A 26,704-nucleotide genomic window follows, 5' to 3' on the forward strand; every position below is an offset into this window, starting at 1 on the left:
CTCGTTTCAATCCCGATCTGGGTTTCTACCGCACTTCGACAGGGGGTGAATTTTGCTTGAGCGGGTCTATAAACCTTGCTCTACCCACGACGGCGCGGCCCGCTCTCGTGGACCCCTGCTATACACGGCTTTGAAAAAGGTCGACGAAGACCGACGTTAGATAACGTTCGATTGCTCGTCTGGTGGTTCGGTTCCGAGATCTGTCGTCGCCTCTTGGCAGGCTTCGCAGAGCCGATACAGCCGGATTCGATCTCCGTCCGCCGGCTCGATGTGTCCTTCGAGTTCGTCTTCGAGTTCGACCCGCTCGCTCTTCGAGACGTCGAGTTCGAAGACGCTGTACTGGCGCCACGCCCCGTATCGTTCCAGCGTCCGGTAGACACGCCGACGATTCGTATCGTCGCTGACGTCGTACGTTACTGCGAGTCTCATCGCGACACCTCCAGTGCGTGGTAGTCGTCGAGTTCACCTGTGATCGCTTTCCGCAAGAGGATCACTTGCTGTCGGATCGCTTTTCGACGGCTCACGCGGTACTCGAAGTGCGGGTGTGTCAACTCTTCGCCCATGTAACCGTCGAACTTGTCCAAGTACGCTTGGAAGCCGTCGTCGGTGAGTCGATTGTCATTTCCGAACTGATCGTGCGTGATCGTCCCACGGTTGATCAGGCGCGTGACGAACGCGTCACAGAACAGCGGCCGGAACTCCTCTTGGAGGTCGAGCGCGAGCGACGGTCGTCCGTGTCGATCGGCGTGGAGCACGCCCAGGAAAGGATCGAGGTTGTAGCAGCGTAGCGCGCTCAACACCTCATTCTTCATCATCACGTAGGTCAGCGACAGCAGCGAGTTGATGTGGTCTTCGGGCGGTCGTTTACTGCGCGTTTCGAACGTCCAATCGTCGACGAGCGTTTCGTCGAGTCGGCCGAAGTAGCGTTCTGCGGCCTCGCCCTCTATCCCGCGAAGGTCGTCCTTGTTCGACGCAGTCGAAACGCGTTCGCCGAGGTCCTTGAGGACGGTCGTCCCTCGGACGCCCTTCCGCGAGAGGAGCGTCCGCGCGTTTCGGACCTTCGCTGCGATCATCGCCTTCGCGATTGCCAGCTCGTCGCGGTCGTCAAGCGCATACTGCGCGCGGCGGACTTCGGCGATTGTGTTGCGCTCCGGGACGAAGCTCCCCCGATACTTCCCGTTCTGCGTGAAGTAGTTGAGCACAATCCCGTGCTCGTTCGCCGTTGCGACGAACGGCGTCGAGAAGTTGACGCCACCGAAGACGTTGATCGTGTCGAGTTTCTCGACGGGGAACGATCCGAGTTCGCCGTCGTCGCCCTCCACATCGTAGATGACGACTTGGCCGCCGTCGATACGCACCTGCGAGCCCTGCGTCGTGACGTAGACGACCGAGTCCTCAAACATTCCCTGGCTCTCTTTCACGCCAGATCACCCGGTGTCGTTCCCTCCCATCCGGTTCCTTTGGCATCGGACGGCGAGAGGAGCGCCGTCTCACCGGGCATACAGTACGTCCTCGCTGAACACGCCTCGCACTTCGACTGGCTCTGCGTCAGCGACGGGATCGAATCGACCGACATCGACCGGATACGTTGCAGTATCTTCTGGACGGTCTCGCGGTGGTCCTGCGTGATCCGGACTGAGTGACGCGTGTCGGTCGAGTAGAGGTAGATGTACCCCACGTTCACGGGTTCGCCGAGGGCCTCTTCGAGCAGCATACAGTAGCCAGCGAGTTGGACTTCGTCGCTCGGGTAGTACGATCCGCTCTCGGAACGCTTCCGTTCGACCGGGGTCGGTGTCCCGTCCTCGGTGTCGACGAGGTCGATCTTTCCGTGCATCCCGAGGTTGTCGGAGCGGAAGTACCGCTCTGTCACCCAGTTCCCGCGACGGGATGCGTGTTCATGCTTCGAGCGGCCGTCGACGAGTTCGTAGGGTTCGCTGATTTCATCGTAGTACCGCTGGTAGTAGTACCGTCGGGGACAGTAGACGAACTCGTTCAACGCGCTCACGTAGACCAGTTCGTCCTTGAAGCTTGAACCCGTCATCTCAGAGATCGATTCCCAAACTCTCCAAGTCGACGGCATTCTGCGACTCTTGGACCGCACAGTGGAGGTAGAGTGCATCGACTCCAAGCGCGGCACACCACTGTTCGTCACCAACTGTGAGCGGGTAGAGGAAGAGGAACTTTCCGAGGTTGTACTGATTCTTGACCTGTCGTGGATGTTTTGCGACCGCATAGCAGAGCACATTGAGGTCCTCGCGCATCTCGTCGCGGAGGTGTTCGATCGATGTGATCCGATCCGCGCCGTCGGGGTCGATGTCGATACCAATTCCGCCGAGTTCGCGCGGCTTCCGTGTCTCATCGTCGATGCCGTCGTCGGCGCGTAACCAGCCGTAGATCTCGGAGATGGCCTCGAGACGGACGCTCCGTCCGTAACCGTCGTCGTTCGTTTCGATCGTTCCGTCGTACGTGCAGTAGCCCGTGACGTATGGCGCGAGGTGAGAGACGTCGTCGTCGTGCTCGTCCGGGACAACTTCGTCGAACCCGGTACGTGAGAAGAACTCGACGTCGCCATGCCGTAGAAGGTAGAAGAGATCGTACGTCTTTATCGGATCGTCCGCGCCTAGCGTCCGGTCGTAGACGAGTGCCTGGAGCGACCCGCCGCGGTACCACTGAAGCGTCCGTTCGACGGCATTATCGATGACGTCGGCGTGCGCTTTGACGTCCGACCGGGTGAGTGGTGGATCACCACCGCCGAAGTGTCGGAGGATGCGCTCCCAGCCCTCCTCACGAATCTCTTCGGCACGTTCCGAATTGGCGTCGTAAGCGCGGCGTTCAACGTGGTGGTAGGCTTCGGCCGCCGAGTATCGCCAGTCAAACGAGTCGAACTTCCGGGGATCATGATAGGCATCTTCGAGCGTTTCGACAAGGCGTGCTCGCAGGACCTTCCCGTCGTATTCGATCTCAGAGAGCGAAGCAGCGACGGTAGACGAGACATAGCAGCGGGCGGGTTGCGGCTTCGATCGCGTTCGGAGGCGGCCGAGACGCTGGACGAAACTCGCCCGGTCGGGTGCCGAGAACACGAGACGGTCGACCGAGAAGTCGATCCCGACTTCGACGGCAGAGTTGCTCACGAGTACGTCGAAGTCGTTGAGTTTTTCTTTGGAGTCGCCGCGGTGGAACCCGTCGATGCGAACGATGGTCCGGTCGTCAAGCGCGTTCGAGAGGCGAGTATAGACTTCATCCACCTCGTGAACCCCATCGAGGATGAAGACGGTCTTTCCGGGCTGCCGGGCGAACGCTTCGGTGTCGTCCCAGTCCTCACCGAGAAGTTTACTCGCGGTGTCGAACGTCGACGCCGAACGGACGTCGAGGTTGACGGGTGGCATGACTGCACCCCATCCGTTCGTCGGTGTCTCATCGAAGGGGCGCTCCTCGGTCGTCTCCCGCTCCGATGTCACACGGTGATACGGCGCGTTCATCGCCTCTTCGAAGCGGTGTTCGAGGCGGGTGGTCGGTGTCGCGCTGAGGAGGACGATCTTCGAGAGTGCACACTGGATCTCCGGAAGGTCGTACATCTCGTCGAGCAAGAAGAGCAACGTGTTCTGCTCTTTCCTGTCGGCGCGGTGGAACTCGTCGACAACGATGGATTCGAACTCGTTGAGTTGTCTGACCCGGGATCCGGGATCGCCGGTGCGCCCGTAGATATGTCTCCGCATCATCACGAGGATGTCCGGGTTCGTCAACACGAGTACCTGATTTTCGCTCTGATACACATGCTTCCGGAGGAGAGCGCGGAGTCGCTCGCCGTTCGTCTTCGCGTTCGGGTACTCGGCCGCGTACCGCGTCCGGAGCGTGTCGGCCGTGATCGGGAGCACCTCGACGTCTGACCCCAACTCGGGGAATTTCCCGTCGAGTTCGTCCGTGAGCTGATCGTACTGGTCGTGGATGAGCGCGTTCGTCGGGTAGACCGCGAGCGCGTGCTCTCCGCGTTCGACAACGGGTGCGAGCCACGACATCGTCTTCCCACCGCCGGTGGGGCTGTCGTTCACCGCGAGGAACTCGCTCGAGGTCTGGAACAACTCTTGAAGGTCCTGTTGGTGAGCGTACGGTTCGAATTCGGGCCCTTCGACCGGGTACTTGGGATCGTCATGCCGTCGTAGTTCGACGCCCGAGAGGGGGAATGTCGTCCTCATCGTTTGGTCTCGAGGAACGTTGCGTCAGCAGGGAGCTGAATGCCGTCGTCGTCCGATCCCAGGGATGTGAGTTCGACATACGCGCCCTCGTAGGATGCCTGCATTATGAGTGGCGTCGGTCGCATTCGTTTCGTGACGAGGTTCCCAACCGGCGTGAGGGCCGTGTCGTACGCTCCGATCGGATGGCCGAGGTCAAACTCACCGTCGCCTTCCGAGACATCGAGAGGCTCGGTCTCGACACGGGCTTTGCCGCGTTTCTTCCCGAGACGGATGTAGCCGGGGACACGCAACTCGAGTTCACCCGCGCTGAGGCCGCGTCCAAGCAGGTAGAACGTGAGTTCGTTCCCGTGACCGAGCACGCGACGACGACCATACGTCGGAAGGTTCTGCTTCGCGTCCGGATCCTCCTGCGCCGAGTAGTTGATCGTCGCGTAGTCGTCGCTGCTCGTGTTGTACGTCGACGTGATCCGGTTGGCGAGCCCCGGCCCGGTGCTGTCAGACGGCGCTGCCGGCGTTACGTACAGTTCATCGGCGACTGCGTCGGTGTCGTCGAGGTACGTCGGCTCGAATGAGCGGTCAACGTACCGACCGGACGCGAACCCGAGCGCATAGTAGAGCGCTGTGTTCAGGAAGTATGGCTCCGTATCCGCGAGCCGGCCGACCTCACGGCTCGCGAACCAGATCTCTCCCTGCGTCCGGAGCGTCACTTCGAGTGCTGCCGTCATGTCCTAGGCGGTCTGTTCGAGGAACGCGTGCGAGGCGTCCAATTGCGTTTCGAGGACATCGGCGAGCGAGTCGCCGGTCGCGGCTTCGAGCAGGTCGTCGACGGTCTCGTCCGGGACGCGTTTGAGGTCGAGCCCGCCGCGCTCGGCGTCGACCCGGTCGTCGAAAGCGGACTGGAGGAGTTCGCCGACGAGTTGCGGGTCGTGCGCTGCTGCCGTGATGACGTCCTGAATCGAGTCGACAGTCGTCTCGTCGCTGTCACGGAGTCGGGTGACGACGTTCCTGGTCAACTCGAGGTTCGCTGGCCCTTCTTCGCTCCCCGTGTAGACGCCGAGGACGTGGTTCTTGACGCGACCGAGACGTGATGTCGCGGCGCCGTAGCGTTTGTTCTTCGCTGCGATCCCGAGAACGAACGCGACCTCCTCAGGCGTTGCATCCCGAAGCGTAATGACCGACGGGAACAGCGTCCCAGGCTCGAAGAAATCGGGTTCGCGGATCGTCGCTTCGGCGGTCTTCGCGTAGTCATCACCGGGCGCGTTCTGGAACTTCTCGTCGATCGTCGCGGTTGCGTCCCGGAGCGTGTAGGCGGTATCGTACATCACACGGGACGTGATCGAGAGCTGCTGGTCGGCATCGTCACTCGCGGCGCTCCCGTAGAGGATGCACTCGACGCAGTCTTGGCACATGCCGTTGACCTGCATCGTACACTCGGTCCCGAGAAGGTTCCGCTGGAGGGACTTTCCGAAGCGTCGGTCGCTCCCCGTCTGCTTGCGCATAAACATCAGGCCCGGCGAGTACGTCTCACGATCGTCACCCGATCCGACCGCGACGTTCGCGAGGTCGGCGCTCTGCCCGTCGGTCGTGAAGATCGCATGGCTCTCTAGTTCGCGCAGAACGAGGATGTTCGTGAAGTTGTTCTGTGGGGCGATCGTCATCTCGTCTCGGGAAACGGTGCCGCGCTCTAGTTCGGGGTATGTGTCGTAGTCAAACATCGTTAGTTGGTCTCTGTCGTGTTGTCGGTTGTCTCGCGCTGCAGTTGGATCGTCGCCGCGTAGAACCCGTCCGCGAGGTTGTTTGCCCGCCGCTTCAACAGCGACGGCTTCCCCTCACAGCGGTCGACGAGGAGTCGCTGCGCGAATGCGTTCGCGTATCGCTCGATACGCTCATTCAGATGGTCGCCGCTCCGACTCTTCTCGGCGGGTACCGGCCACACCTGTTCGCTTCGCTGGTGGAGTTTTTCAAGTCGGCCAGCGACGAGAAGTGCCGCCTCGTCGACGCTCAGCCGAAACTCGTTCGAGTCCTTCACGGCCTTTACTGATTCTCGAAACACTCGCTCGATGGCGTACGGCTTGTCGTTCCCGTACGCGGGCCGTATTGCGTCATAGGCGAGTTCCGCGAGTTCGGTCACATCGTCCTTGGTTGTGTTCGTCATTCGTGAATCACTGTCGTCGTATCCGCATCGTTCGTCGGATTTCCATACCGGTCGAGGTAGTCCGCTTCCTCGAGCAGATACCGTGCGGCCCCGCCGTCATCGGAATCCTGCACGGCCCGTTTCAACAGGTACGACCCAGGTAGCGGCTTATTCCGGACAATCCGGAGATACTTCGCGAACCGGGCGTCGTCGCGGGCAAGTGCGTAGCCGAGTTCGATCAGGGCGGCGGCTGATCCGAGTCGGTTTCGAAGCTTCGAAAGCGGAATCTCCCGGCCGTAAAACCCGTTGACGGTCGTGAATCCGGCGTCGAGCTTCATCATCTCCGGGAAGTCGCGTCCCCGGACCTCCGGAATCGGGGACTGTGAGACGTACGCTCGCAGCCCCATTGTCGACGCGACCGCGAGACCGACGAAGACGCCGAAGAACTGGAATTCCGTCTCGTTGTCCTGTGGCTTGTAGAACGAGAGCGTCTGCGTCCCGAACCCGGCGTCGGGGTCGAATCCATTCTGGAGCTGCTCGATCATTGAGAGTCCGCCCATGTCCTCGGCTCGCGTCGCCTCGCGGAGGACGGTCGATACCGACTCGGAGATCGGCGTCTCGTCCGCTCGGTCATGGTCTTCTCCAGTAGTCGCGACGTCGAACATCGCAGAGCTGAGACGACCGACCCGGGTCATCGCCTCCCCCGTGAACCGCGCGAAAATTTCGTCGGTGTAGAGGTCCCACATCGTCGGCGTGTAGAAGTAGTCCGGCACCAGATGGACGAAGAGGCGACCGGCGTCGCGCTGACTCGATCCGGTCTCGCGGAGGGAGAACTCGATCTGACACGGCGTACAGACGAGGAGTTTCTCTGGCTGGCCGGCGTCGGCAGGGATCCGGTTCGAGTACCCTGCTTGGAGCGTCGTAAGCGACTTCGGCGCTTTCATGTCGCTCTTTCGGGTACTCGTCGTCCCGCGGTTGCAGAATGTACACGTTTTCCCCCGTCGAGTCGCGTGGTGCTCTTCGAACGGGTCGGAGAGTTCGTTCATCTCCGCGGTCGGTGGGGACGCCTGACCACCGACGCGGAGGGCGTCACCGATGTATGCCCGGAGTTCGGTCTCGAATTGGCCCGTGTGTGCGCCCATGACAATGTCGTCCCACTCCTCGTCGAGCGCGTCGAGGTTCGTAATGAGGAGTTTCGCGACCTCGCCCGGAACGTCCTGCCAGCCCTCACGACGCGCTCGATCAGCGATGTGCTGACCGACTGCGTACGCGTAGTCCCACTTCCCACCAGCTGTGAGGTCGACGTCCTCGTCGTCGCGGATCTCCCGGAGGCCGTCGAGGATGTTCTCGTTGATTTCGAAGAGCCGACACGTGACGGTGAGGGCATCGTCGTCTGTCAGGCCGGCATTGACGAGCGGATCGACGAACGCGCGTTTGAACGTGTACACCAGTCGCGCGTAACCAGGGGCGACTCGTGTCGTCGTGTCGATGTCGATCGGGAGACGCTCGTTCAGCGTCTCCATCGTCTCCGCCATGCTGTCAGTCGGTCCCGAGTCGGGGTCCGCGTCTTGCTTGGCCTTCAACGCGGTCGCGTAGAGGAGGTTCCGCGCGCCAGCGTAGAAGAAGTCTTGGTCGTTGATCGTGTAGAACCCTTGTGACTGCGTCGAAAGGTTGTCCGCGAGCGCGCTGTGACTGTCGTATGCGTCATGGGATTCGGGGATATCTGCCCGAAGCCGGTCGTACACGTTGCTAATCAGGTCCTTGTCGACTGTCGGTTCCGAAGAGCTCCCATCGGTTAGGTAGACGCAGCCATCTTGGTAGATGAGGAGTCGCTCGTATCCCAGGCGTTCCTCAAGGACGTGGCTGACCGCGCCGTTGAGGAGGTTGGTGAACACGCCCTTCACGTCGTCGAGCGTGTGGTGCCGGAGCTCGAGGTCGGTTCCGGGGTATGCGACTTCCAAACCCGTCTGATTCCGGTCGACCGTCGCCGCTTCCGGTGTCTCGCAGGACGCGAACGCGTCGGCGAGACGAACGTAGGGCCGGAGGTGGTCGTACGTCCGAGTGGCGTGCTCCGGATTCGAGTTCCACGTGTTCGAGTGATCGACCGCGCATGCGTGGAAGGTCTCGATCCGAAGGTCGGGTGCAAATGCGTCGACACCGAGCACATCGACAAGGTCTGCCACTTCGTCCGTGTCGATGTCGTACTCCTTGTCCATCTTCTGCTCGTCACGGAGCTTGTGGAGATCGTGAATGGCGAACAGCGCGACAACCTTTCGAAGTTCGTCGTCGCTCAACTCGTAGGCACCGAACGACGGTGCAATCTCGTTCAGGTGCACGATGGCGAACACGCCGTTCCGGACATGGTTGAGCATTGACTGGTCGGTCAGGCCGTATTCGACGCTCTTCGCCGTCTCGAAGGACCACCCGACATCAAGGAGGTGGGGGTCGACATTGGCGAGGTACTCCGCCAGGACGGGATGAAGGTCCTGATCGCCCCAGATAGATGTGCTATCGGGCACTGGTATTCCCCCTGTCAGACCATGACCGACCCCCGGTTTGAGCGATCACGCCCCCGTAAGAAGCATCGTATATCTCGCCCGTTGATCGACCAGCCGGTCGAAACCGTCGGTCTACTGGATGTCGATACGGCTGGGTTCCATTTCTGACACGGAAACCCACGCTCAAACGCTCTACGAGTCCGGCGTTATCTGATCCTCTTAATTTAGTCCTAGCTATCATGCGCCTCGGCTTGGTGTACACACCGAAGACACTAAAATTTCTAGTGGCCCTTGTATGGGTACCGCTATGCAGAACCTTCGAGTACTTCGGGGAACGTACTCCTTGATGCGACCCCTGAAGAAATCCAAACGGAATTGAAACCTTGTCTGGGTCGCGCACGCACCCTCTCATTCTTTCACCTCCACAGAAACCGTCCCACACCCTCTGGAGACGAACGCACCGACGCCGGCGTACTCGCTGAAGAGCGCGAGCGCCGTCACTGCGGTCCGGATGGCTTCGCTCGCGCCCTTGAACTTGTACGTGCAGTCAGCGGTGAACCCCTGGCGGAGAATCGGGCCGCCATCCTCGCCGCGGTTGACGAGGACGGTGTGCGTCTCGTAGGTGTCTGCGTCGGGTTTTTCGATGAGGTTTGTCCCGAAGTCCTCGCGGGTCATCGCGATTTTGAACTCGTCCGCCCGTTCGTCTGGGATCGTCGTGTTCCACTTGTGTAATATCGAGGCGAATACGTGTTGCCTCGCGGGAAACATGTTGGTTATGTTGCTACTCTCCTTGACGCACGTCGGCGTCTCGAAGCGGACCTTGATCTCGAAGGTGTTGTGTTTCCGGGCGGCGATCTCTGAGGCTTTGGTAAGGAGGTCTTCGTGGGTTGTGTTCGTGCTCGCGAAGTCGCGCACGCGGAAGTTGCCATCCGCGAGTTCGAGTGTGTCGTCGCTGAAGACGAACGCGTCAGCAAGTGCTTGGAAGACCTCTTGGTCGCGGGGATCGGCGACGCCCAACTTGAGAGTGTACGTCTCGTCGCGGATCACGCGTTTGTGGTGGTCGCGATGGCTCTCGTCGAACGTCCCGAGGAGGCCGCTGTTCGTCAGACTCCCGATTGAGGAATCATGGACGCGCGTGCTCACATCCTCGTCGACACCGTTGAGTGCCGAGAGGACCGCGCCGTAGATCTGGTAACCATTCGCGGTCGGCACCGGGAACGAGCCCTCTGGCTCAACCGTTAACTCGATTCGACGCATAACACCTCACGACAGTAGACAATCGTATGTCGATACATGATCACATCTGGATCCGTCACCACCTTGAATCTTTTTGCGATTCCGAAAACGTATTCAGTCATTCGGGATCGTAACCGGACGATTACGCAATTTCGAAGCCAAACCGTTTAATCGAACATGACTGCAATTGGATGTATGCGTACGTACGTCTCCACGATCGGGCACTACAGCCCGCGGGTGATGCGCCCGATACTCGATAACGGCCTCGATGCCGACGACGTTATCGTTCTCCTTCGACCGCGCGGCGACACGAGCGATAGGGCGAAGAGCGCGATCCAGGATGTTAACCAGACCGTCAACGAACTCGGTCCCGGAGCTGATATTGTTGTCGAGGAGGTAAGCTACGAGGCGTTCGAAGCCGCTGTGTTAGAATGCGTCGACGTCCTTGAAGCCGCCGAGGGGACGGTAGTACTCAACTTCGACGGGGGTCCGCGGGAGATCTTTCTCCCGCTGACCGTCGCCGCGATCGCCCGGCCGAACGTCGTCGACCTCGCACTCCAGTTCAGAGATATCGACGAAAAGATCGAAGAGATCGGCCTGCCGAACCTGATGGGGCGCCCGTCCGACGCGACTCTCGACACGCTCCAATATCTCGTCTCCATCGACGAAAGTACGACCCTTCCTGGAATCTCCGAGGAGACCGGGAAATCGAGAAGTACTGTCGGTCGACACCTCGACGCGCTCGAATCTGATGGCGCCGTCGAGACGTGGATGGAGGGCAAAACCCGTCACGTCGCACCGACACTTGCCGGCCGACTCCACACGTGAGTTCCAATTTTCGTCGACCTTTTTCAAAGCCGTGTACAGCTAGGGTCCACGAACCACTCTCCCCTTCTCGCAACTTCAGAGAAAACTATAGGTGCTATCCCTGAGAAAACACCCCCTGTCGCGATGCGGTAGAAACCCAGGACGGGATTGAAACCTCTCTGATCCGGATTCCTGGTAAGCGATCGAGATGTCGCGATGCGGTAGAAACCCAGGACGGGATTGAAACGATTCGACCGTCGGCTCGTTATGATTCGCGAACGGATGTCGCGATGCGGTAGAAACCCAGGACGGGATTGAAACAACCGGAACCGGCGGACTGCCGTCACTGCGACCGGAAGTCGCGATGCGGTAGAAACCCAGGACGGGATTGAAACGAGGATATGATGCTCGGAATCGACTGCACGAAATGCGTCGCGATGCGGTAGAAACCCAGGACGGGATTGAAACAGACGGCAACTCGAGCGCGAACTCGGAGACCATTTCGTCGCGATGCGGTAGAAACCCAGGACGGGATTGAAACAGAAACGGCTTCGTTGCATTTCTGGATCGATTCGGTCGCGATGCGGTAGAAACCCAGGACGGGATTGAAACAATCAAATGTCCGAATTGTGGGAACGTAGCTGTCTGGTCGCGATGCGGTAGAAACCCAGGACGGGATTGAAACCTTGTCCCCGCTGTGCAGGTCACCATGGAGGGCATGTGTCGCGATGCGGTAGAAACCCAGGACGGGATTGAAACACTGCGAAGGGGAAGCAGTCGGTGATCGGGCTCGAGGTCGCGATGCGGTAGAAACCCAGGACGGGATTGAAACATAAGTACCGAGAGACGCCACTCCCCGATAACCTCGGTCGCGATGCGGTAGAAACCCAGGACGGGATTGAAACAAGAGCAGGGCCGAAGGGACCGATCTAGAAGTCCGTCGCGATGCGGTAGAAACCCAGGACGGGATTGAAACACGCTTTTACGTCGCTTAGCTCAGGCTGAATGTCTCGTCGCGATGCGGTAGAAACCCAGGACGGGATTGAAACAGAACTGGGGAGCCACTTTCGCCCCGCCCGCGCCGATGTCGCGATGCGGTAGAAACCCAGGACGGGATTGAAACAGCACCGAGAGCACGGTTTCATCGAGTTGTCGAACCGTCGCGATGCGGTAGAAACCCAGGACGGGATTGAAACAGAACGTGTTGCCCGACGCATCAATGTCGTCAGTCAGGTCGCGATGCGGTAGAAACCCAGGACGGGATTGAAACACTACGTGACGAGCGTGATCGACGACAAGCGCGCCGGTCGCGATGCGGTAGAAACCCAGGACGGGATTGAAACCGGGCGCGATCTACGAACTGACTGAGGACCAGTTTGGTCGCGATGCGGTAGAAACCCAGGACGGGATTGAAACATCAATAAGAACTGGAACCGGTTCATGTCGTGGGTCGCGATGCGGTAGAAACCCAGGACGGGATTGAAACACCACCGAGTCAATCAACGACGTGCCGCCGGCCACTGGTCGCGATGCGGTAGAAACCCAGGACGGGATTGAAACCGTCGTCGTCTGTTTCTCCGGTCTGTCCCTCGTCGTGTCGCGATGCGGTAGAAACCCAGGACGGGATTGAAACTTCCGTGTTAAGCGATACCTAAACTTAGTTCCTCCGGTCGCGATGCGGTAGAAACCCAGGACGGGATTGAAACCTTGGAGTTGTTTGCTTTCTAGTGATTATCATAATGTCGCGATGCGGTAGAAACCCAGGACGGGATTGAAACTTTGAGGGCCTGTTTCGGGCACTTGACCTTAATGTGGTCGCGATGCGGTAGAAACCCAGGACGGGATTGAAACAGTCAGTCGGGATGGACACGATAGAAAGCAACGTCGCGATGCGGTAGAAACCCAGGACGGGATTGAAACAATACCTCGGCAAGTACCTGAGCGCGATATACGGCGGGTCGCGATGCGGTAGAAACCCAGGACGGGATTGAAACTGCGCCACCGCCAGATTCGCTGTTAGACTCGTCTTGTCGCGACGCGGTAGAAACCCACACCGGGATTGAAACAATCAGTAGGTGGCAATCCAATCACTCCCACACTGGGGAGTCGCGACGCGGTAGAAACCCACACCGGGATTGAAACGAGACTATCGCCCGATCGGAAACGGCGTCCGTCCTGTCGCGATGCGGTAGAAACCCACACTGGGATTGAAACTCTCTCTACGCTCTTGTGAAGGTGATTGTTGGTAACCGCGATTAGAACAGCAAATCCCGTATCTAATGAACTCGAGTTCACCGACTAGGGCTCGATCTCTCCATCCAATACCTGCTGGACAATTTCGCGGAGCTCGTAGGCCGGCCCGTTTTGTACGTCACGTTCGCAGATGAGATCTCGTGTTTTAAAATCACTTAACCAGTCTCGAATCGCCCGTTGACTACGTTCCTCGTCAATCCGCATATCTGAACAGTAACTATCTGTAATCGGACCGCTGGTTTCCGGGCCGATCTTCCCGATCACTTCTAGACAAATGCGTTGTGAGCGTGAGATTGCCGAAAGGTGTGATCGGATCACGTCCGACTGAGACATTGGGGAGCCTTTATCGAGCAGATCGGTTGTCACCTCGCCGGCCCCTTCTGATCGAGCATGGAGGACTGTGTTTTTGAGAATCGAAATCGCACGCCTTGCGTCGTTTCTCGAGCGCTCGGCGATAATTTGCAAGTGTTCGCGTTCGACGACACCACGTTCGAGTCCGACATTTGCTCGCGCCTGAAGGATCTTGACCAGCGTACTTTCGTCGTAGGAGCGGAACGGAATCGGTGTGAGGGCGGTCAGTCGCGAGTCCAGACGATCCTCGGCGTCGGCGAACAACTGGTGACTCTTGGTGACGATCGGGAGTAGGGCTACCCCCGTCATTTCATAGAGTTCTTTGAGCACATCCTTTTCGCCGATCTGGTCGGCCTCGTCAAGTACGACGATCAGGTGCCCGTCAATCGCGTCGAGTATCTGCCGGCGCAATTGGTCGGTCGCAGCGGAGGGGCGCGTCTGGGCTGGCCCCTCGCCGAGCGTCTCGAGAAGTTCCTGATAGACGTCGCGTCGGGACTTTCCATTGTAGCAATCGATGTATGCCGTTTCGATCGGCTCACCGCTAGTCCCGTTTTCAGTGACAGTAGTCGCCGGAATCTCATTGAGAAGTACGTTTGCGGCACACGTCTTGCCTGATCCCGGTGGTCCATAGATGAACGCACCGCTGGTCTGGTGGCCGTTCGTCACGGGTTCAAAAATACTCGATAGTGTGTTGATCTCGCTGTTTCGATGGACGATCAACTCCCGTGGTGGTTGTTTTTTCGGTTCGAGAGCGTCCTGGTCCACGATCATACCTATCTGGATGTACGACACTCATATAATCGGAGGGGTATCCATTCCGATGTTTTCGGTCCTGTGACCATCGATCATACGCATTGTATGGCCTTTCTTTGCAATGGATACTCTTATCACCCAATATACCAAATCACTTGTATGTACGATCTTACGGGTTTCCAGCGCGACCTATTGTATACAATTGCCGGCCAAGATGATCCACATGGTTTGGCAGTCAAAGATGAACTCGAAGAATATTATGAGAAAGAGATCCATCACGGCCGTCTCTATCCGAATCTCGATACACTTGTAGACAAAGGTCTCGTTGAGAAAGGCCAAGAAGATCGCCGGACGAACTTCTACTCGGTTACACGTCGCGGAACTCGTGAGATTGAAGCACGGCGTGAATGGGAAAATCAGTACGTTGATCTCGACGGTAGCTAGGATTGATTTCCTTTACCTCGGAGGTTAGTAAGAGTGTTGAGCCATGGGAAACAGCGCTCTTAGCGGACACCCATATATCCAGCAGTTTCGGCAGCGATTTTTTCTGCCGTCGCCTCAACAAGATGCCCCTCTTCGTGCTTCATGTCGGCATGCCGAATCGTGACGACTGTCCACGGATTTACGTAGCTCTTCCTTGGTAGACCGCCCGAGACGAAGTCATCGTCAGTGAGCGGGACAGCAGCCACCCGTCGCGTCGTCGTGGCCGCCGCATAGAGCGCTTCTTCATCGTGGAACGGGTGTGTACGATCACTCAGGCAGACGTACGGCCGATAGTCGTGGCCCGCAAGAAGGTCGGGGCCTTTTACAACCGCGCCGCGCTCGTAGACATCTGTCATTCCTCGTCGTTGTAGTAATCGTCCGTCGTTGAATCGGAACTGGCGTTCATCTGTGCAGCGTAGGAGGCGAGACGGTCGTCTTCGGCGATGGCCCAGTATCGGCCCCGGTGGCGAACGAGGCCGCGATCTTCAAGGCGGGAAAGTGCAGCGCCGACGCTCCCGCGCTTGATGCCGGTCGCTTCGTGAAGTTCTGTCTGCGTGAACGCCTGAGCGCTGTGGGCCGTGAGGAACTGCAGCAGCCGATACGGGTGCGTTCCTTCTTGGAGATCAAGTGCGTCCACGGGTTCTTCGTCGAACCGGTCAATGCTGATTGGCATATGTAATAAAATGCAATATAGCGCAATAAGTCTGTGGGTGAGGTGGATAAGAAATCCTGTGGTACCGACGGACAGCGGGCGTGATTAGAACGACCCCTGAAATCCACATCCAGTACAGATGCGTTGCAGTGCGCTCTGGTTCCACTCTCCGAAGGTAGGTATGAAAATACGCGTAATACCTATTGGGCATTACCCCTTAGTAAAGATATGCCGCGCGTTACCACCAAAGGCCAAGTCACTATCCCGAAGGAAATTCGGGACACGCTCGGAATCGAACCCGGTGACGAAATCGCGTTCGAAGAGGCTGAGGCTGGCTACAAAATCCGAAAAAAAGAACCGACTACCGCAGACGGAGAAGATCCCTTCGAAAAATACCGTGGCAGTGCCGAAAGCGATGAGACAATGCCGGATCGAATGCGTCGGCTCCGAAGCGAGTACCCCCGTGATGTCGGTAACGATGAAGACGATGAGTCGGAGGGAGAGGCGTGATCACGGCAGTCGATACAAACGTTCTTCTCGCTCTTTTGTACGAAGACGAACATGCCAACAAAAGTGAAGTAGAACTTCGGCGCGTCTACAGAGAGGGGCGGGTCGTTATTACACCACTGGTGTACGCTGAACTCACAGCAGATGGCCACTTCGATACCACATCAGAACTCGATCAGTTTCTTGAGGACTTCAGTATTCAGCTCGTTGAACCATCACGAGAGGCATTATTCCGAGCAGGTGAGCAATTCCAGCAGTATACTGTTCGGCGTCCAGATGGACTTCAATGCCCGTCTTGCGGGACGAAACAGACCGTCCGTTGTGAGGAGTGTAGTGAGGATCTTGCACCGCGTCAGCATATTGCTTCGGACTTTGTCATTGGTGGACATGCGACTGTCGACGGAGATGCATTGGTCAGCTTCGATAACGCCTTCTACGAAACATATTTCCCAGCATTGACTGTATACCCTAAGTAAAATGACGGACCATGACCCGGGCCGGAACTGATACGCCTACTGCCTGTCGTGAACTCAAAACCCGTATGTCGATTAGCCCTCCCCGAGCGAGTTCACTTTCTCGAATCGACTCCAATCGTAGTGATCGCTCGTTTGCGTAACCACGATAGCTCGAGTTCCGCCGTCGACGATCGAGACGATAATCACGATCTTCTCGTCTTGCCCGTGATTCCAGTTCTCGTTGTGGACCTCGCGATAGACAGGAATCAGGTACTGGTCCCGCTGCGGGTTGTAGTACACCGTGTTGGGATCGTGGATGTGTTCCTCGATTTCCCAGGCTTTGAGGTAGCGAAATTCCTTCGACTTGGCAGTGTGGCTCATCGTTACCTCATACTGGTCGATCTTATCCGACTGCTCGTCACCCATTGGCGTCACCGGGTCTGGTTCCCGATTGGATGACCATAACCGGCTGACTCTGTCGGCACGCCATACGAACCAATACGCAAGACAGTCACATAACTAGTAGGGCCACTACCGGCGAGTCAATCATATGGCTGTTGTGTGGCCGCGCTCTGTCGCTCCGACCGGTGGGACGACAGACAAGATGGAGTCGCGCGTATGGTCATTCTCGGCGTCCAATCGGCCAGCACGAACACACCGCTATCGAACTGTTAAAATCACATCTGTATTCTGGTATATCATTTCGAAATCAGCACACCGGTATGGGGTTATATGATAGTCAGAATATAGAGGGGTACCACTAACCTTTATCATGAATGCGGCCTAGGCACTAGACGAACTCAGGGCTCGCCGAAGTAAGGATTCGGCCGGGCGGTAAGGACGCCCGACCCTGGGTTCACCCGACGTAATAGAGTGAACACCAATGGCTACGAACGCAGTTCTTGATAAGCGTACCGACGACCAACCGATCCGCAGACAGCGCCACATCGAACCGGTCCCTGCCGACTGGGCCCGACTCGGTCGCGACGAACACATTCTCGAAGGCTACTCTCGATTTGTCGCTGAGAAAGTCTGCTACGAATACCGCCTCGAGCGCGATCCCCACGCCGTCGGCGGCCATGTTGAACGCCACCTGCTCTTTGTTGCCTACCGGCAGCCCGAAACCGATGAAGTAATCGAACGGAGCTATCAGGCGTCAGTCGCCGAAACTGACGCTGGGTCGCTGTCAGTCCCGACCTCGGAACGCGACGGTGACTTAGGTCCCGATGATTGGGGCCGGATCGACTACCAGGCGATCGAACCGACTGATAGTATCGCCGTGATTCCGAAATGTGTCCGAAGCGGCGAACCACGAAACTTCCGGGCGAGCGTGGCTGTTCAGTCCAGTGAGCCACGAATAGTGGGAGAAGAATGAACGTCAATTAGGCGTCCGTGAGCGGATTCCGGTTGATACCGGCCTGTGTGGATTGCGATTGCCGTGGAATGGAACTGCGACTGACCGACTGCGTCAAGATTCTGATGGTGATCGATGATTCAACTGTTTCACCGCCGATTCCACGGGTTACGTCGATCTACCTCAAACTCTATCGCCTTCTCTTGAGGAGATCGTGCTGGTCTAGTTTCCCAGTCTCCGGTGACACCTGACGTCTTCAGTGAACTCTCTTGGGCCGTCGTTCGTTATAGACCGACGACGACCGATCGAGCGACAGACAAGCGAGTAGCCAGACAAGCAAACAACCGCTTTCGTGCTGGGTTTCTGTTAGCTGTAGAGTCTGAAAGCCTTCTCAGGGTAGTGTAAGCAAGCCGGCGACAGCTTCACCTATCGACATCAGCTGTCTCCGGATTGTTCTGTTCAGTTGCTCCTGTCCCTTCACCAGGGACCTCTGCATCGTCCATCAGGAGAACGCGGCGTTCGGTGTATTCGAGGCCATTTTTGCGCTGACGCTTCCGTTTGATTGCGAGCCGATTCTTCGAAAGATCGAGTAGAGCGTCGATCGTCCTCGAGACGAGCTTCTTCGCATAGCCGTCACTGATCCCCTTCTCTTGCCGACGGATCCAGTGTTTCATATCGCTAGCCGAGACGTATTCACGGACGCCTGCACTCCCTTTCTCCCACGGGTTATCTCCTACTCCTGGGTCGGTGCGTGCCTTCCAGAGCTTTGCTGCGAGGCGTGAGGGAAGCGAAGACGTTGTTGCATGGAGCATGTCGTCGTCCATCTTGGCGAGTTGCTGAATCGGAAGCAGATCACTATGCGCTAACGCGACATCACCGCCACGCTCGAGTGGATCATCACTCTCGGGAAGGCGGAAATACTGCTCGCCGTCGTCCTTACTGATTCGCTCGAGACGACCATCGACAACGTCGATTTCGCTCTCGTCGACGTGGTCCTCGAGTAGGTGGGCCCCTTTCTCGAGTTCACGTGCTTGGAGCTCGCCGACGCGGTCTTTGTTCGCGTTGAGTTTCTTCTCGTGAGCGTCTAGGCGAGCCTCGATCGGCGTCCGTGTTGCTTCGAGTTCAACGACGCGTTCCTCAAGGTGATCGTTCTCTGTCTTGGTTTGTTCGAGTTCAGTTTCGAGCCGGTCGAGGCGTGTCTCCTTCTGCTCGAGGGTGGACTCAAGGGTCCTGATCCGCTCCCGAAGTGACTCGAGTTCATCTGCCAATGCCTGGGTCGTCGCTGCGTTCGGTCCGGATTGCTCGGAATTTGTGCTCATGGATGATGTCGGTGGTTGCAGTGTGGTCGAAAACCGGTGCAACTGGGTGCGCTGTTGCTGTCAGTGGGGGTGGCGGGGGCGGCCGGTCGCAGTCGAGATGTGAGAGAGTGATGCCACTTGTGGGACCACCGTAGTCCCGTTCGTCGCTGGGCTGTCGGTGGCTAGCCATTGTTCTCAGCGATGCCACCATCAGCAAGCACTGCGGGCCGATCGTCTGGGGAAGTCGGCCGAGAAGGCCGATAGGCACACTGCTGGCCGGGATAGTATCGCTGTGCAAGAACCTTCGCGGCGTTGTGATCGGCGTAGACGCCGTCGACGTGACAGTCCGGGTTGGTACACCGGAAGGTCTTGTTCAGTGGCCGTTCACCCAGAACACCGCAGACGTGGCACTCCTGGGAAGAGAACTCTTCTGGAACTGTTGTGACCTCGATACTGTACTCGGCAGCGATCGTGCGGAGCCGGCGATGGGCTATTGGCAGCAGCCACGAGGTTCCTCGATGAGCGTCAGGGTCGGTGACCCACGCCCAGAGGTCAGGCTTGAAGTGACTATCTTCGGTGACCAGAACGGGATGTTCGTATGCGCTCGCGTACTCACAGAGTTCTCGAGCGGCAGCGTCGATCGCCTCGATGAGGGCAACTCGACGGTCCTTGACGTACGCCACGATTGTGTCCCGGTCATACTCGCTGCCAAGTAGGGCGGCAGTCTGTTCGCGAAGCGCGTCTAACTGAACACAGAGGTCGTCGCCGCTGATCGTGTAGGCGCCCTTCCAATCCGGCATTTTCACCGGACAGGCGGTGTAGAGATTGTACTCGCCGAGGTCGACCCCAATCGCGGTGGGGTCGGACTTATGCATCGCGACCACCTGGTGAGGGCCCCGTCTCGAGTGCGTCGGGAGCAGGCCCCTGGTCAGCGGTCGTTGCGCCATCGGAGTCGATAATCGCTGATGTGTCAATGGCCTCCTCGAGGTCGGTCTCGAGGCAGTCCTGTGCCTTTCGCAATCGAGCGGCCCAAGACGCTGCTTTGGTTGTCGAGATGCTGGGGACTTGTTCCCAGTCGAGCTGTTCGTGGCCAGTCGCGAGTTTCTCAAGGCGGTTCAGTGTTCGGTGACCGTCGATCTGGCTCTCAAGGTCGGCGATGGCATGTTCGTCATCGCGGTCTTCCATGGGCTGGCTCCCGCCCGCCTGAACCGGGTGATCGCCCATCGAGTCGTCCTGGTCACCAGTCGGGTTGCGCAACTGGACACAGACGTTCGAAATCGGTTCGCGACCGGTTTCCCGCCACTCGCCGTCGCGGTGTTCGTGGGTGATCCGCCACGCTTCCCCGCCCGTGTCGGGGATGATCGTCACGCGACGGCGACGATTGTCGATCGTCCGGTACTCGAAGATGAACTCGAGTGGATAGTCCGCGGTATTTTCCATCACTACTCACCCCCATCGGCGACCGGCTGGTGCGGTGTGATATTACAGGCGTCTGCAAGCTGGCGGGTACGCTTCTTGAGGAGTGCGTGTGCGATGCCGGTGAGCGTATACTCGTTCGTGCGACGGTCGAGTTCGGATTTCTCGAGAAGGTTCTGGTCGACGAGGTCGTCTTTGATTGCGAGCCCGTAGGACGGGTCGGCACTGTTTTCGAGACGGGCGATCGCTGCGAGGATATCGCGTTGGAACGCAGTGAGATTGGCCCAAGTCGTGTCGTCGTCGGCGGGTTGGTTGGTGTTCTCGAGCGATGCCTCTAGTCGTTCGGGACCTTCAAGGTCCCGTGAAGTGTTGTCGGACATGGCTTCCGTACCGCGTCTACGGGAGCCGTGCGGGTCTGGTGGTACCATCACCAACCCGCGTTTTCCACACGAGTCTGACAGATTGTCAGCCTCAGGTGAAACTCCCGTTAACCAACCATTCGAAACCCCATCATAATAAATTCTTCTACGATATAGTTGAGGAAGATCTTCGATATAGTTGAATTGTTCAGCCATTTCGAACCATGTAAGAAGGTCGGGAGAAAGGTCCGGATCATGAGAAAGCCCGGTGATTGGATGCAGAATCCGACCGATGAGAGGATTCTCGAGGTTCTGAACACCGGGCTGGAACTAGGACCGACGACCATCGCGAGAAACATTGACCGTGATCGAACGGGTGTAAGCCGGCGACTGTCGGTCCTAATCGACTATGGACTAGTGAACAGAGTAGAGGAAGGCTATTACGAGATTACCGATCTCGGTAAGCAATATCTCAAGGGCGAGCTCAACGCGGGCGAACTTGAACCGATCGGGGACACTGAATAAGGATATCTGCTCAGGTTACCTACACAAGACACGGTTAGCCTGTTGGTGAACACAGACTCTATATTTCGTACCGTCTCATTATGACCTGAGTTCCAGTATGTGTGAAGGATAGATTGGAGAAACACTATGGAAATCTCTGTGGTGCATTCCGATTATACACACAATTGGTCCGCGCTTGTGTGCATATTCGGGAAGCGGAGTTTAGTGGTGTGCAACCTCCAGGAGCCGTAAGGTGGAGAAGAAAATACGGCTAGTTTTAGAGCTACATCTCTTACTGCGAGTTACAGTTGCAACAGCAGATATAAATAATTGTATTTATACACTCAGAATGAAAATTAAGCATATTTCTCACATATTCACCTGCTTGCAGCTAAGAATATAGGAGAGTTTGGAGAAGAACTCGAAATAAAATATGAGGTAGGACAGGAATGGTTTTAAAATCAAGAAGTAATCAACACTCAGAATATTACTGATTTTGACCACTCTGAAATGGTGTGTACCCTGTTTTGACTGGAATTGCAGAACCTGGTGATAAGTTTGGACCTTTGGTCTTAGCCACGCTACTCGAGTTGGCGAACCACGTACTTACTATGAGTCCATGCTCATCCGCGAGCTCGGCTACAAGGTCAAAGCCCAGCTAGTCTTCTTTCTAGATTCCCTTATGCCCCTGAGCAAGCCAATGCAAGTGCGTAGACGATCAGTAGGCCGTCTTGTGGATATCAATGTGTCCTAACTCACTATACTGGTGCAGCCAGGTAGTTGAAGGCAAAACTAATGGTGAAATATATGAAAGCTGCTACGAAGATACCCGCCTTAATTGAATTCTTTGCTCTTTTAACTAATCCTATAGAGGCGACGACCGCTGCCGCCAAATCAATTATTATCGCCAATTTTGTGGTGGGGGCGATAGTCATCACCCCCGCATAGAATAACCGCACAATTTTCTTTGTGTTCTGTACTGTATCGGGGTCAGAAGTTACGGAAAAATCTATTGTCGAGATTATAATCCCTCCGGTTAGAAGCAACGCAAGAAAAAATGCAGTTTCAATCATGTCCTCAATATCCATACCATCATTTGGACTTGTAATTCTATAAATACATTGTCTAAATCTAAAAGCCATAATATAGGGTGGAGTAATAAAAGGGATGCCTAATCTCGTCTGGCCAACCATCGTTTCGTCTGATTTGAGAACTTGACCGATCCACACCCTGATAGCCTATACAATTCCCTTCTACTCATTCCGACACCTATTTTTCCAACCACAGTCACGCACATACAAGATGCCTTGAACAGGCCTGCTCAAACAACCTCCCCAGAGCCTCAAAGCGGCCGAACCCCGCTCACTGCAGCGTACCCACTGCTTGCGAGTCCCTGAATACACGGCGACAAGGCTGCCTTTGTCGACCGTCTCCGCAACTCCCGGAAACGTTCGATCGACGACAGCGACCTCACTACAAAGATCCCGCCGACTTCCTCCGCAACGAGTTCGAATCGAACGGACTAGAACGAGCAACGACCTCAGCACTACACTTATTGGGTTCCGTCAATGAGGCCCTCGGCAATCCGATCACGGTAAGTAGCCAACATGAGTTCATTACAGCTGCTGTACTCGTTATGTTGATCCTGTTGGCGGTGGCTCTATGTAAGAGTCTTTCATCGGCCGTTCGAAATCATACCCCAAATTTTGAATTTAGATAAGTGATTGACCGGAAGTGGTGGTGTTTCTACACCAGAGTCAACGCCGCGACCGGCTGTCGATATGGCTGTGTGTTTTGCTATGTGTCAATAACGATAGGATACTAGCTGAACTCGCCAGACATGATATTCCAGTCTGGATCCTCAATGCAGTCCAACCGCCATCCGCGATATCGATCTCTTTTAGGTTATCCAGTGCCTTCGTAGTATCTACTGAAAGAACATATGAAGAAGCTCACTAAATAATTCATTATTCATTCTAGAAGATCGTCAGCTTCTTCTTCGAGATACTCCGTATACCCGTCATGGTTAAATTCAAGATAACCTTTGGCTGCTGGCTGTTGAAGAGTCAAATCTGTCTCGACACCAACTTCAACTTCCTCAGGTAGAATACTCTGTTCATATGTGTCCGAATTAATCTCTCGGCGGCGGTAAGGACGTTCAACAGCAATGTAGTCGCGCATCTTCTCAGCAGAAGCAAGTGATCTGAGTAATGTTGCTGCTTCAGCCTCAGACATACTCAAAGCATCTTGCGTTCCTGACCTTAACTGAAATTCCTTTTTTGCGCTTCTGAAATCACCTTCGTTCATTTCTCGGAGTGTCTTTGATGTCCTTCTAAACAACCGAACAATTCGATCTGGAATAGCAGTGGAGAAGCACTGCTGTACTCCTACATTAACAGTCATATCGACACCATCAATTCTGAGATCTCTCCAAATGTCTTGGAAAGTTGCAGGGTCTTCTATTCTGGCTTGAACCCAGTATTGGTGTGTTCCTTCCTGTTTCATTGGATCTTCTACTGTGTCGACATCTACTACACGGTCCAAAACACTATCAGAGACTTGCCCTTCTAACGTAACTAAGAACATATCATAATTTGGCAAATCTTCAGGGTCAAGCACCCATTCGCCGTCCTCTTTGCTCCAAGCAGCATCCTTGACTTCCTGAAACCGAGGTGTGATGGTTTCTTTTATTCTATACCCTTCCGCTGGGATTCTGATATCTCCGGAATGGCGAGCGGAGTTATTTGGGACATTAATTTTCACTTTAATTTCGCTTGTTTTGTTGCCATAATCATATTTCAGAGACTGCATGTCAGGGTCATAGCCGCTTAAAAATTCTCTACTACGATCAACAAATTCGAAGATGTCTAAGCCTGCACTCATAGGTCTGATTTGATTTCTTTTCTCAGCTCATCTAATTCGGATGGGTCAATCTGTACCTGGTTCCAATTTGTGTTTAATTCTAACTCTGCTATTCCTCCGGAAGTTCGTTTATCCTCTACTTGAATTTCGATTACTTCTGACTCATACCGATTACCCATCTTATCAGACAGTTCAAATCCAATGTTAAAGGAATTAAGCCTATTCTCAATCTCTATTGTTGTCTGTGGGCTTTGCATTTGGACATTATTTGCGGGATGTCGATCAACCACATCCAGAATTGAATTCATTAACAAGTACTCGAAATGCTTGTATATAGAACTCATATCAAATTCAGCATCTTCTGTCTCAACTATCTCAGAGATCCGTTCAATTTCTTCACTACTATATTCTTCTATTAGAGATTCGTTAGATAGCCACTGTCTAAAGTCTTCAACTGTATTTTTAATTGTCTCATCGGCAATTTCTACAGGTACATCTTCACGTACCTCATCGGGAAATTCCATCAAAGTCGCATCATCCGCGGTGGTCCCCTCTATCAATGCTTCTGCAAGGTCCCGGTATACACTCTCTTCTTGTGAAAGCAACTCACCTTCACCCCATGCCTCAGTTTCCACCTGTGCTAAATTGAACCCAATTTGTTCCATATCAGCCTCAATAGTTCCTGGATAGTCTGTTCTTTCAACTCTCTCTTCTGATTGGTCATATATCACTACTACCCCATCATTTTCTAGTTTGATTTGTTCTGGAATATCTCGAATATGAATCAACGGTCGGGTTGTGAATGTGAGATTTTTATCTGTTTCAACCCAGTCATTCCCTACAAACTCTGATTTAACGATATGACCGACAAGTGGCTCTTCATGTAAATCAGGAACTGTAATTATCGCGCTTAGATAGCCCGAACTGATTAGGTCTTTTGAAGGTATTCTAACAAGAGTATAATCCCCGTCATCCCCCGATTCCCGTTCAATATATTCGTCTTTTTCACCGACTATGTTAAATAATTCTTTCACTTCGAGGTCTCCTGCTAGTTTCAGACGAACCTTCTCAATTTCACCCTCCCATATGTAGTGGAGCGGACGCTCCTCATTCGCAAGCCCCCATGGTGCGACGAAACTATCTTCTAAGTCAATATGTGTCTTTGATTCACTCATTTCTATTCTTACTGGATCTTCATAGCCCATAACGAGTTTGACTGATTCTTTCTTATTGTTACTATATCAAACCTTCGTTGACAAGTAACTAAATTGTATTATACCATTCGGAGGACGGTTAGTTTAGATCTCTGGTCTTAGCCACAATCTTCACCCCTGCAGTATGCATTTCTTCGCATCTTCAGTTGTAGGGTCGCATCGCTGTACTGTCTCAAATCGGACGGCCCGACAAACCACGGAATCGAAGCCGATCGATAAATGCCGACCAAGCGTTCGCGAGCGGGATTCGTGTTGATCACGGCCAGCGCGTGGATTGTGACTGCTGTGGAACGGAACTGCGACCGAACGATCGTGTCGAGGTCCTAGTGGCGATCGACGATTTGACTGCCGATGTGGTGTCGACGCGTGGGCGCTGTTGCGCTCGCGGTGAGATGGCCCATGGAATGAGCCCTTGTGCTTGCTTGTTTGTGGGACGCTTGCAGCCTCTGTCGATTCGCAAGGTCGGTCAGAAGTGATTGTCTTCGGTTCTTTAGTATCGGAACAATCCGAAAATTAAATTCTTATCTGTCGTATCAGTGGATAGCCGGCGCTTCGCACCGGTAGAAAAATTTAGTTCTTCTCTAAACTCTGAGGGGGCCAGTTAGTTAGCTCCAGTCCCAATCAAAACTGGTGACCGTACTTTCGTCGTCACCAGCGATCGCAACAACATTTGCAGAGCCGCTGGCATCCGTTAAGAGATCTTCACCATTAGACGAGTCATTGGAGACTCTGATTGTATCCCCAGTCTCATTTAGAGTAAGAGTAGCATTGCTCGTAACATTTTCTCCTGCTAGTTTGAACTCTTCAGCATCACCCATTGTGTCGACACTAATTGTCACTTGTTGGTCTGTGTTACTAACGTCAGCACTCACACCTGCGTTCACCTGGCCTTGACCCATATTATCGCCCATATCCAGCACGAATGCTGCGATGACAGCTGCTAAAATTACAGTAATAGCAACCATCAAAATAACTCCTATGACGGGAGATACAGCGCGTTCATCTTTCGATCCGACCAGTTTGTTACGGATTGTTTTTCCGTCCATCATTGTTTCACTGCACCGAAACAGACAGAAAGGTTATACACAGGGCCGTGATACGGCCACCCGTGCGGATGGGGGCTCCACACCGACCCACCTGCACACCCTTCCTCGCTGTTGATTGGTGCTGATAGCAACCAGTGAAGCACCGGTATATATAACTAATCGATAGTGTACGGTTTCGGGTCACATCAGGTTCTGCATGGGTTTCACATCTGATAATCAGGGGGACACAGAAGACTTACAGCACTCCCTTGAACCGACGCCGTCTTGCGATTTCCTAATTTAGGCCTGAAACGGCAATACCCAAGCCAGTTCAACGACACGAATCACAT

27 protein-coding genes and 2 CRISPR repeat arrays (1 of these 29 only partly in view) are annotated in these 26,704 nt (G+C 55.3%); of the genes, 6 read left to right on the forward strand and 21 right to left on the reverse strand.

Going from position 1 to position 26,704, the window contains the following annotated elements; translation table 11 throughout:
• Nucleotides 1-40: direct repeats of the CRISPR family, unit length 37 nt; unit sequence GTTTCAATCCCGATCTGGGTTTCTACCGCACTTCGAC; it begins 867 nt to the left of the window's first position.
• A gap of 116 nt (nucleotides 41-156) precedes the next feature.
• The 9 genes from cas2 to cas6 form a co-directional block, all read right to left on the reverse strand.
• Nucleotides 157-429, reverse strand: a complete 273-nt coding sequence (gene cas2, locus C481_RS20645) for a CRISPR-associated endonuclease Cas2 (protein ID WP_006111338.1) — start codon at nucleotides 427-429, stop codon at nucleotides 157-159.
• Nucleotides 426-1,421: a CRISPR-associated endonuclease Cas1 gene (gene cas1, locus C481_RS20650; protein ID WP_006111340.1), complete on the reverse strand. Its 996-nt coding sequence runs from the start codon at nucleotides 1,419-1,421 to the stop codon at nucleotides 426-428. Before cas1 ends, cas2 begins: the two co-directional genes overlap by 4 nt.
• Entirely contained in the window at nucleotides 1,418-2,041 is a 624-nt protein-coding gene (cas4, locus tag C481_RS20655) for a CRISPR-associated protein Cas4 (RefSeq protein ID WP_006111341.1), read from the reverse strand. The genes cas1 and cas4 overlap by 4 nt, the downstream gene beginning before the upstream one ends.
• A gap of 1 nt (nucleotide 2,042) precedes the next feature.
• Nucleotides 2,043-4,193: a type I-D CRISPR-associated helicase Cas3' gene (cas3, locus tag C481_RS20660; protein ID WP_006111342.1), complete on the reverse strand. Its 2,151-nt coding sequence runs from the start codon at nucleotides 4,191-4,193 to the stop codon at nucleotides 2,043-2,045.
• The gene (cas5d, locus tag C481_RS20665; protein ID WP_006111344.1) at nucleotides 4,190-4,918 is read right to left on the reverse strand and encodes a type I-D CRISPR-associated protein Cas5/Csc1; all 729 of its coding nucleotides are present in this window, start codon (nucleotides 4,916-4,918) and stop codon (nucleotides 4,190-4,192) included. Before cas5d ends, cas3 begins: the two co-directional genes overlap by 4 nt.
• Before the next feature lie 3 nt (nucleotides 4,919-4,921).
• Entirely contained in the window at nucleotides 4,922-5,908 is a 987-nt protein-coding gene (cas7d, locus tag C481_RS20670) for a type I-D CRISPR-associated protein Cas7/Csc2 (RefSeq protein ID WP_006111345.1), read from the reverse strand.
• Between the two features lie 2 nt (nucleotides 5,909-5,910).
• Entirely contained in the window at nucleotides 5,911-6,348 is a 438-nt protein-coding gene (gene cas10d, locus C481_RS23035; RefSeq protein ID WP_049904831.1) for a type I-D CRISPR-associated protein Cas10d/Csc3, read from the reverse strand.
• Entirely contained in the window at nucleotides 6,345-8,846 is a 2,502-nt protein-coding gene (gene cas10d / locus C481_RS20680; protein ID WP_049904832.1) for a type I-D CRISPR-associated protein Cas10d/Csc3, read from the reverse strand. The genes cas10d (C481_RS23035) and cas10d (C481_RS20680) overlap by 4 nt, the downstream gene beginning before the upstream one ends.
• Nucleotides 8,847-9,233: 387 nt before the next feature.
• On the reverse strand, nucleotides 9,234-10,082 hold the full coding sequence (cas6, locus tag C481_RS20685; RefSeq protein WP_006111346.1) for a CRISPR system precrRNA processing endoribonuclease RAMP protein Cas6: 849 nt from the start codon (nucleotides 10,080-10,082) through the stop codon (nucleotides 9,234-9,236).
• 174 nt (nucleotides 10,083-10,256) lie between these two features.
• Here cas6 and csa3 point away from each other — a divergent pair, with 174 nt between their 5' ends.
• A complete protein-coding gene (csa3, locus tag C481_RS20690; RefSeq protein ID WP_006111348.1) occupies nucleotides 10,257-10,889 on the forward strand; it encodes a CRISPR-associated CARF protein Csa3 in 633 nt (210 codons plus the stop codon).
• A 117-nt stretch (nucleotides 10,890-11,006) separates the two neighbouring features.
• Nucleotides 11,007-13,082: direct repeats of the CRISPR family, unit length 37 nt; unit sequence GTCGCGATGCGGTAGAAACCCAGGACGGGATTGAAAC.
• An 84-nt stretch (nucleotides 13,083-13,166) separates the two neighbouring features.
• On the opposite strand, the gene C481_RS20695 is transcribed toward csa3, so the two are convergent.
• Nucleotides 13,167-14,243, reverse strand: coding sequence for a Cdc6/Cdc18 family protein (locus tag C481_RS20695; protein WP_006111349.1), 1,077 nt, complete (start codon nucleotides 14,241-14,243; stop codon nucleotides 13,167-13,169).
• Nucleotides 14,244-14,384: 141 nt separating this feature from the next.
• Here C481_RS20695 and C481_RS21455 point away from each other — a divergent pair, with 141 nt between their 5' ends.
• On the forward strand, nucleotides 14,385-14,669 hold the full coding sequence (locus C481_RS21455; RefSeq protein WP_006111350.1) for a PadR family transcriptional regulator: 285 nt from the start codon (nucleotides 14,385-14,387) through the stop codon (nucleotides 14,667-14,669).
• A 59-nt stretch (nucleotides 14,670-14,728) separates the two neighbouring features.
• Here C481_RS21455 and C481_RS20700 read toward each other — a convergent pair whose 3' ends face one another.
• Nucleotides 14,729-15,064: a hypothetical protein gene (locus tag C481_RS20700; RefSeq protein WP_006111351.1), complete on the reverse strand. Its 336-nt coding sequence runs from the start codon at nucleotides 15,062-15,064 to the stop codon at nucleotides 14,729-14,731.
• Nucleotides 15,061-15,381, reverse strand: a complete 321-nt coding sequence (locus C481_RS20705; protein ID WP_006111352.1) for a MarR family transcriptional regulator — start codon at nucleotides 15,379-15,381, stop codon at nucleotides 15,061-15,063. The genes C481_RS20700 and C481_RS20705 overlap by 4 nt, the downstream gene beginning before the upstream one ends.
• A 207-nt stretch (nucleotides 15,382-15,588) precedes the next feature.
• Here C481_RS20705 and C481_RS20710 point away from each other — a divergent pair, with 207 nt between their 5' ends.
• Both C481_RS20710 and C481_RS20715 read left to right on the forward strand, forming a co-directional pair.
• The gene (locus C481_RS20710; protein WP_006111354.1) at nucleotides 15,589-15,870 is read left to right on the forward strand and encodes an AbrB/MazE/SpoVT family DNA-binding domain-containing protein; all 282 of its coding nucleotides are present in this window, start codon (nucleotides 15,589-15,591) and stop codon (nucleotides 15,868-15,870) included.
• Complete coding sequence (locus C481_RS20715; protein ID WP_006111356.1) at nucleotides 15,867-16,343, forward strand: type II toxin-antitoxin system VapC family toxin; 477 nt, start codon at nucleotides 15,867-15,869, stop codon at nucleotides 16,341-16,343. Before C481_RS20710 ends, C481_RS20715 begins: the two co-directional genes overlap by 4 nt.
• A gap of 72 nt (nucleotides 16,344-16,415) precedes the next feature.
• On the opposite strand, the gene C481_RS20720 is transcribed toward C481_RS20715, so the two are convergent.
• Nucleotides 16,416-16,748, reverse strand: a complete 333-nt coding sequence (locus C481_RS20720; RefSeq protein ID WP_006111357.1) for a hypothetical protein — start codon at nucleotides 16,746-16,748, stop codon at nucleotides 16,416-16,418.
• 457 nt (nucleotides 16,749-17,205) lie between these two features.
• On the opposite strand from C481_RS20720, the gene C481_RS20725 reads away from it, so the two are divergent.
• Complete coding sequence (locus tag C481_RS20725) at nucleotides 17,206-17,697, forward strand: hypothetical protein (RefSeq protein ID WP_006111359.1); 492 nt, start codon at nucleotides 17,206-17,208, stop codon at nucleotides 17,695-17,697.
• 401 nt (nucleotides 17,698-18,098) lie between these two features.
• Here the strand turns inward: C481_RS20725 and C481_RS20730 are convergent, their stop codons facing one another.
• From C481_RS20730 to C481_RS20745, 4 genes are all read right to left on the reverse strand, one after another.
• Nucleotides 18,099-18,995 carry a hypothetical protein gene (locus tag C481_RS20730; protein WP_006111360.1) on the reverse strand — a complete coding sequence of 299 codons (897 nt, stop codon included), beginning with the start codon at nucleotides 18,993-18,995 and terminating at the stop codon, nucleotides 18,099-18,101.
• Nucleotides 18,996-19,156: 161 nt separating this feature from the next.
• Complete coding sequence (locus tag C481_RS20735) at nucleotides 19,157-19,858, reverse strand: zinc ribbon domain-containing protein (protein WP_006111361.1); 702 nt, start codon at nucleotides 19,856-19,858, stop codon at nucleotides 19,157-19,159.
• On the reverse strand, nucleotides 19,842-20,414 hold the full coding sequence (locus C481_RS22370) for a hypothetical protein (protein WP_006111362.1): 573 nt from the start codon (nucleotides 20,412-20,414) through the stop codon (nucleotides 19,842-19,844). The genes C481_RS20735 and C481_RS22370 overlap by 17 nt, the downstream gene beginning before the upstream one ends.
• Before the next feature lie 2 nt (nucleotides 20,415-20,416).
• Nucleotides 20,417-20,770 (reverse strand): hypothetical protein, encoded by a 354-nt coding sequence (locus C481_RS20745; protein ID WP_006111363.1) that lies wholly within the window; start codon nucleotides 20,768-20,770, stop codon nucleotides 20,417-20,419.
• A 234-nt stretch (nucleotides 20,771-21,004) separates the two neighbouring features.
• Here C481_RS20745 and C481_RS20750 point away from each other — a divergent pair, with 234 nt between their 5' ends.
• The gene (locus C481_RS20750) at nucleotides 21,005-21,274 is read left to right on the forward strand and encodes a winged helix-turn-helix domain-containing protein (protein WP_049904833.1); all 270 of its coding nucleotides are present in this window, start codon (nucleotides 21,005-21,007) and stop codon (nucleotides 21,272-21,274) included.
• A gap of 737 nt (nucleotides 21,275-22,011) precedes the next feature.
• Here the strand turns inward: C481_RS20750 and C481_RS20755 are convergent.
• The 4 genes from C481_RS20755 to C481_RS20765 all read right to left on the reverse strand — a co-directional run bounded on the left by C481_RS20755 (nucleotide 22,012) and on the right by C481_RS20765 (nucleotide 26,378).
• A complete protein-coding gene (locus C481_RS20755; RefSeq protein ID WP_006111366.1) occupies nucleotides 22,012-22,341 on the reverse strand; it encodes a hypothetical protein in 330 nt (109 codons plus the stop codon).
• A gap of 883 nt (nucleotides 22,342-23,224) precedes the next feature.
• Nucleotides 23,225-24,136 (reverse strand): hypothetical protein, encoded by a 912-nt coding sequence (locus tag C481_RS21860; protein WP_152422239.1) that lies wholly within the window; start codon nucleotides 24,134-24,136, stop codon nucleotides 23,225-23,227.
• Nucleotides 24,133-25,320 (reverse strand): hypothetical protein, encoded by a 1,188-nt coding sequence (locus C481_RS20760; protein ID WP_152422240.1) that lies wholly within the window; start codon nucleotides 25,318-25,320, stop codon nucleotides 24,133-24,135. The genes C481_RS21860 and C481_RS20760 overlap by 4 nt, the downstream gene beginning before the upstream one ends.
• A 614-nt stretch (nucleotides 25,321-25,934) precedes the next feature.
• The gene (locus C481_RS20765) at nucleotides 25,935-26,378 is read right to left on the reverse strand and encodes a type IV pilin (protein WP_006111368.1); all 444 of its coding nucleotides are present in this window, start codon (nucleotides 26,376-26,378) and stop codon (nucleotides 25,935-25,937) included.
• Nucleotides 26,379-26,704 lie beyond the last annotated feature (326 nt).

The organism is Natrialba asiatica DSM 12278 (genome assembly GCF_000337555.1).
Taxonomy (GTDB): Archaea; Halobacteriota; Halobacteria; order Halobacteriales; family Natrialbaceae; genus Natrialba; species Natrialba asiatica.

What these genes read in the sequence shown, in the direction of transcription:
- cas4 (WP_006111341.1), bottom strand. Translation starts at nt 2,041, where the DNA reads ATGACGGGTTCAAGCTTCAAGGACGAACTGGTCTACGTGAGCGCGTTG.
- csa3 (WP_006111348.1), top strand. Translation starts at nt 10,257, where the DNA reads ATGCGTACGTACGTCTCCACGATCGGGCACTACAGCCCGCGGGTGATG.
- cas5d (WP_006111344.1), bottom strand. Translation starts at nt 4,918, where the DNA reads ATGACGGCAGCACTCGAAGTGACGCTCCGGACGCAGGGAGAGATCTGG.
- cas3 (WP_006111342.1), bottom strand. Translation starts at nt 4,193, where the DNA reads ATGAGGACGACATTCCCCCTCTCGGGCGTCGAACTACGACGGCATGAC.
- C481_RS22370 (WP_006111362.1), bottom strand. Translation starts at nt 20,414, where the DNA reads ATGGAAAATACCGCGGACTATCCACTCGAGTTCATCTTCGAGTACCGG.
- C481_RS20705 (WP_006111352.1), bottom strand. Translation starts at nt 15,381, where the DNA reads ATGCCAATCAGCATTGACCGGTTCGACGAAGAACCCGTGGACGCACTT.
- C481_RS20750 (WP_049904833.1), top strand. Translation starts at nt 21,005, where the DNA reads ATGAGAAAGCCCGGTGATTGGATGCAGAATCCGACCGATGAGAGGATT.
- cas10d (WP_049904831.1), bottom strand. Translation starts at nt 6,348, where the DNA reads ATGACGAACACAACCAAGGACGATGTGACCGAACTCGCGGAACTCGCC.
- C481_RS20765 (WP_006111368.1), bottom strand. Translation starts at nt 26,378, where the DNA reads ATGATGGACGGAAAAACAATCCGTAACAAACTGGTCGGATCGAAAGAT.
- C481_RS20760 (WP_152422240.1), bottom strand. Translation starts at nt 25,320, where the DNA reads ATGGGCTATGAAGATCCAGTAAGAATAGAAATGAGTGAATCAAAGACA.
- C481_RS20755 (WP_006111366.1), bottom strand. Translation starts at nt 22,341, where the DNA reads ATGGATATTGAGGACATGATTGAAACTGCATTTTTTCTTGCGTTGCTT.
- C481_RS20700 (WP_006111351.1), bottom strand. Translation starts at nt 15,064, where the DNA reads ATGACAGATGTCTACGAGCGCGGCGCGGTTGTAAAAGGCCCCGACCTT.
- cas2 (WP_006111338.1), bottom strand. Translation starts at nt 429, where the DNA reads ATGAGACTCGCAGTAACGTACGACGTCAGCGACGATACGAATCGTCGG.
- C481_RS20695 (WP_006111349.1), bottom strand. Translation starts at nt 14,243, where the DNA reads ATGATCGTGGACCAGGACGCTCTCGAACCGAAAAAACAACCACCACGG.
- C481_RS21860 (WP_152422239.1), bottom strand. Translation starts at nt 24,136, where the DNA reads ATGAGTGCAGGCTTAGACATCTTCGAATTTGTTGATCGTAGTAGAGAA.
- cas7d (WP_006111345.1), bottom strand. Translation starts at nt 5,908, where the DNA reads ATGTTTGACTACGACACATACCCCGAACTAGAGCGCGGCACCGTTTCC.
- C481_RS20745 (WP_006111363.1), bottom strand. Translation starts at nt 20,770, where the DNA reads ATGTCCGACAACACTTCACGGGACCTTGAAGGTCCCGAACGACTAGAG.
- C481_RS20730 (WP_006111360.1), bottom strand. Translation starts at nt 18,995, where the DNA reads ATGAGCACAAATTCCGAGCAATCCGGACCGAACGCAGCGACGACCCAG.
- cas6 (WP_006111346.1), bottom strand. Translation starts at nt 10,082, where the DNA reads ATGCGTCGAATCGAGTTAACGGTTGAGCCAGAGGGCTCGTTCCCGGTG.
- C481_RS20720 (WP_006111357.1), bottom strand. Translation starts at nt 16,748, where the DNA reads ATGGGTGACGAGCAGTCGGATAAGATCGACCAGTATGAGGTAACGATG.
- C481_RS20725 (WP_006111359.1), top strand. Translation starts at nt 17,206, where the DNA reads ATGGCTACGAACGCAGTTCTTGATAAGCGTACCGACGACCAACCGATC.
- C481_RS21455 (WP_006111350.1), top strand. Translation starts at nt 14,385, where the DNA reads ATGTACGATCTTACGGGTTTCCAGCGCGACCTATTGTATACAATTGCC.
- C481_RS20710 (WP_006111354.1), top strand. Translation starts at nt 15,589, where the DNA reads ATGCCGCGCGTTACCACCAAAGGCCAAGTCACTATCCCGAAGGAAATT.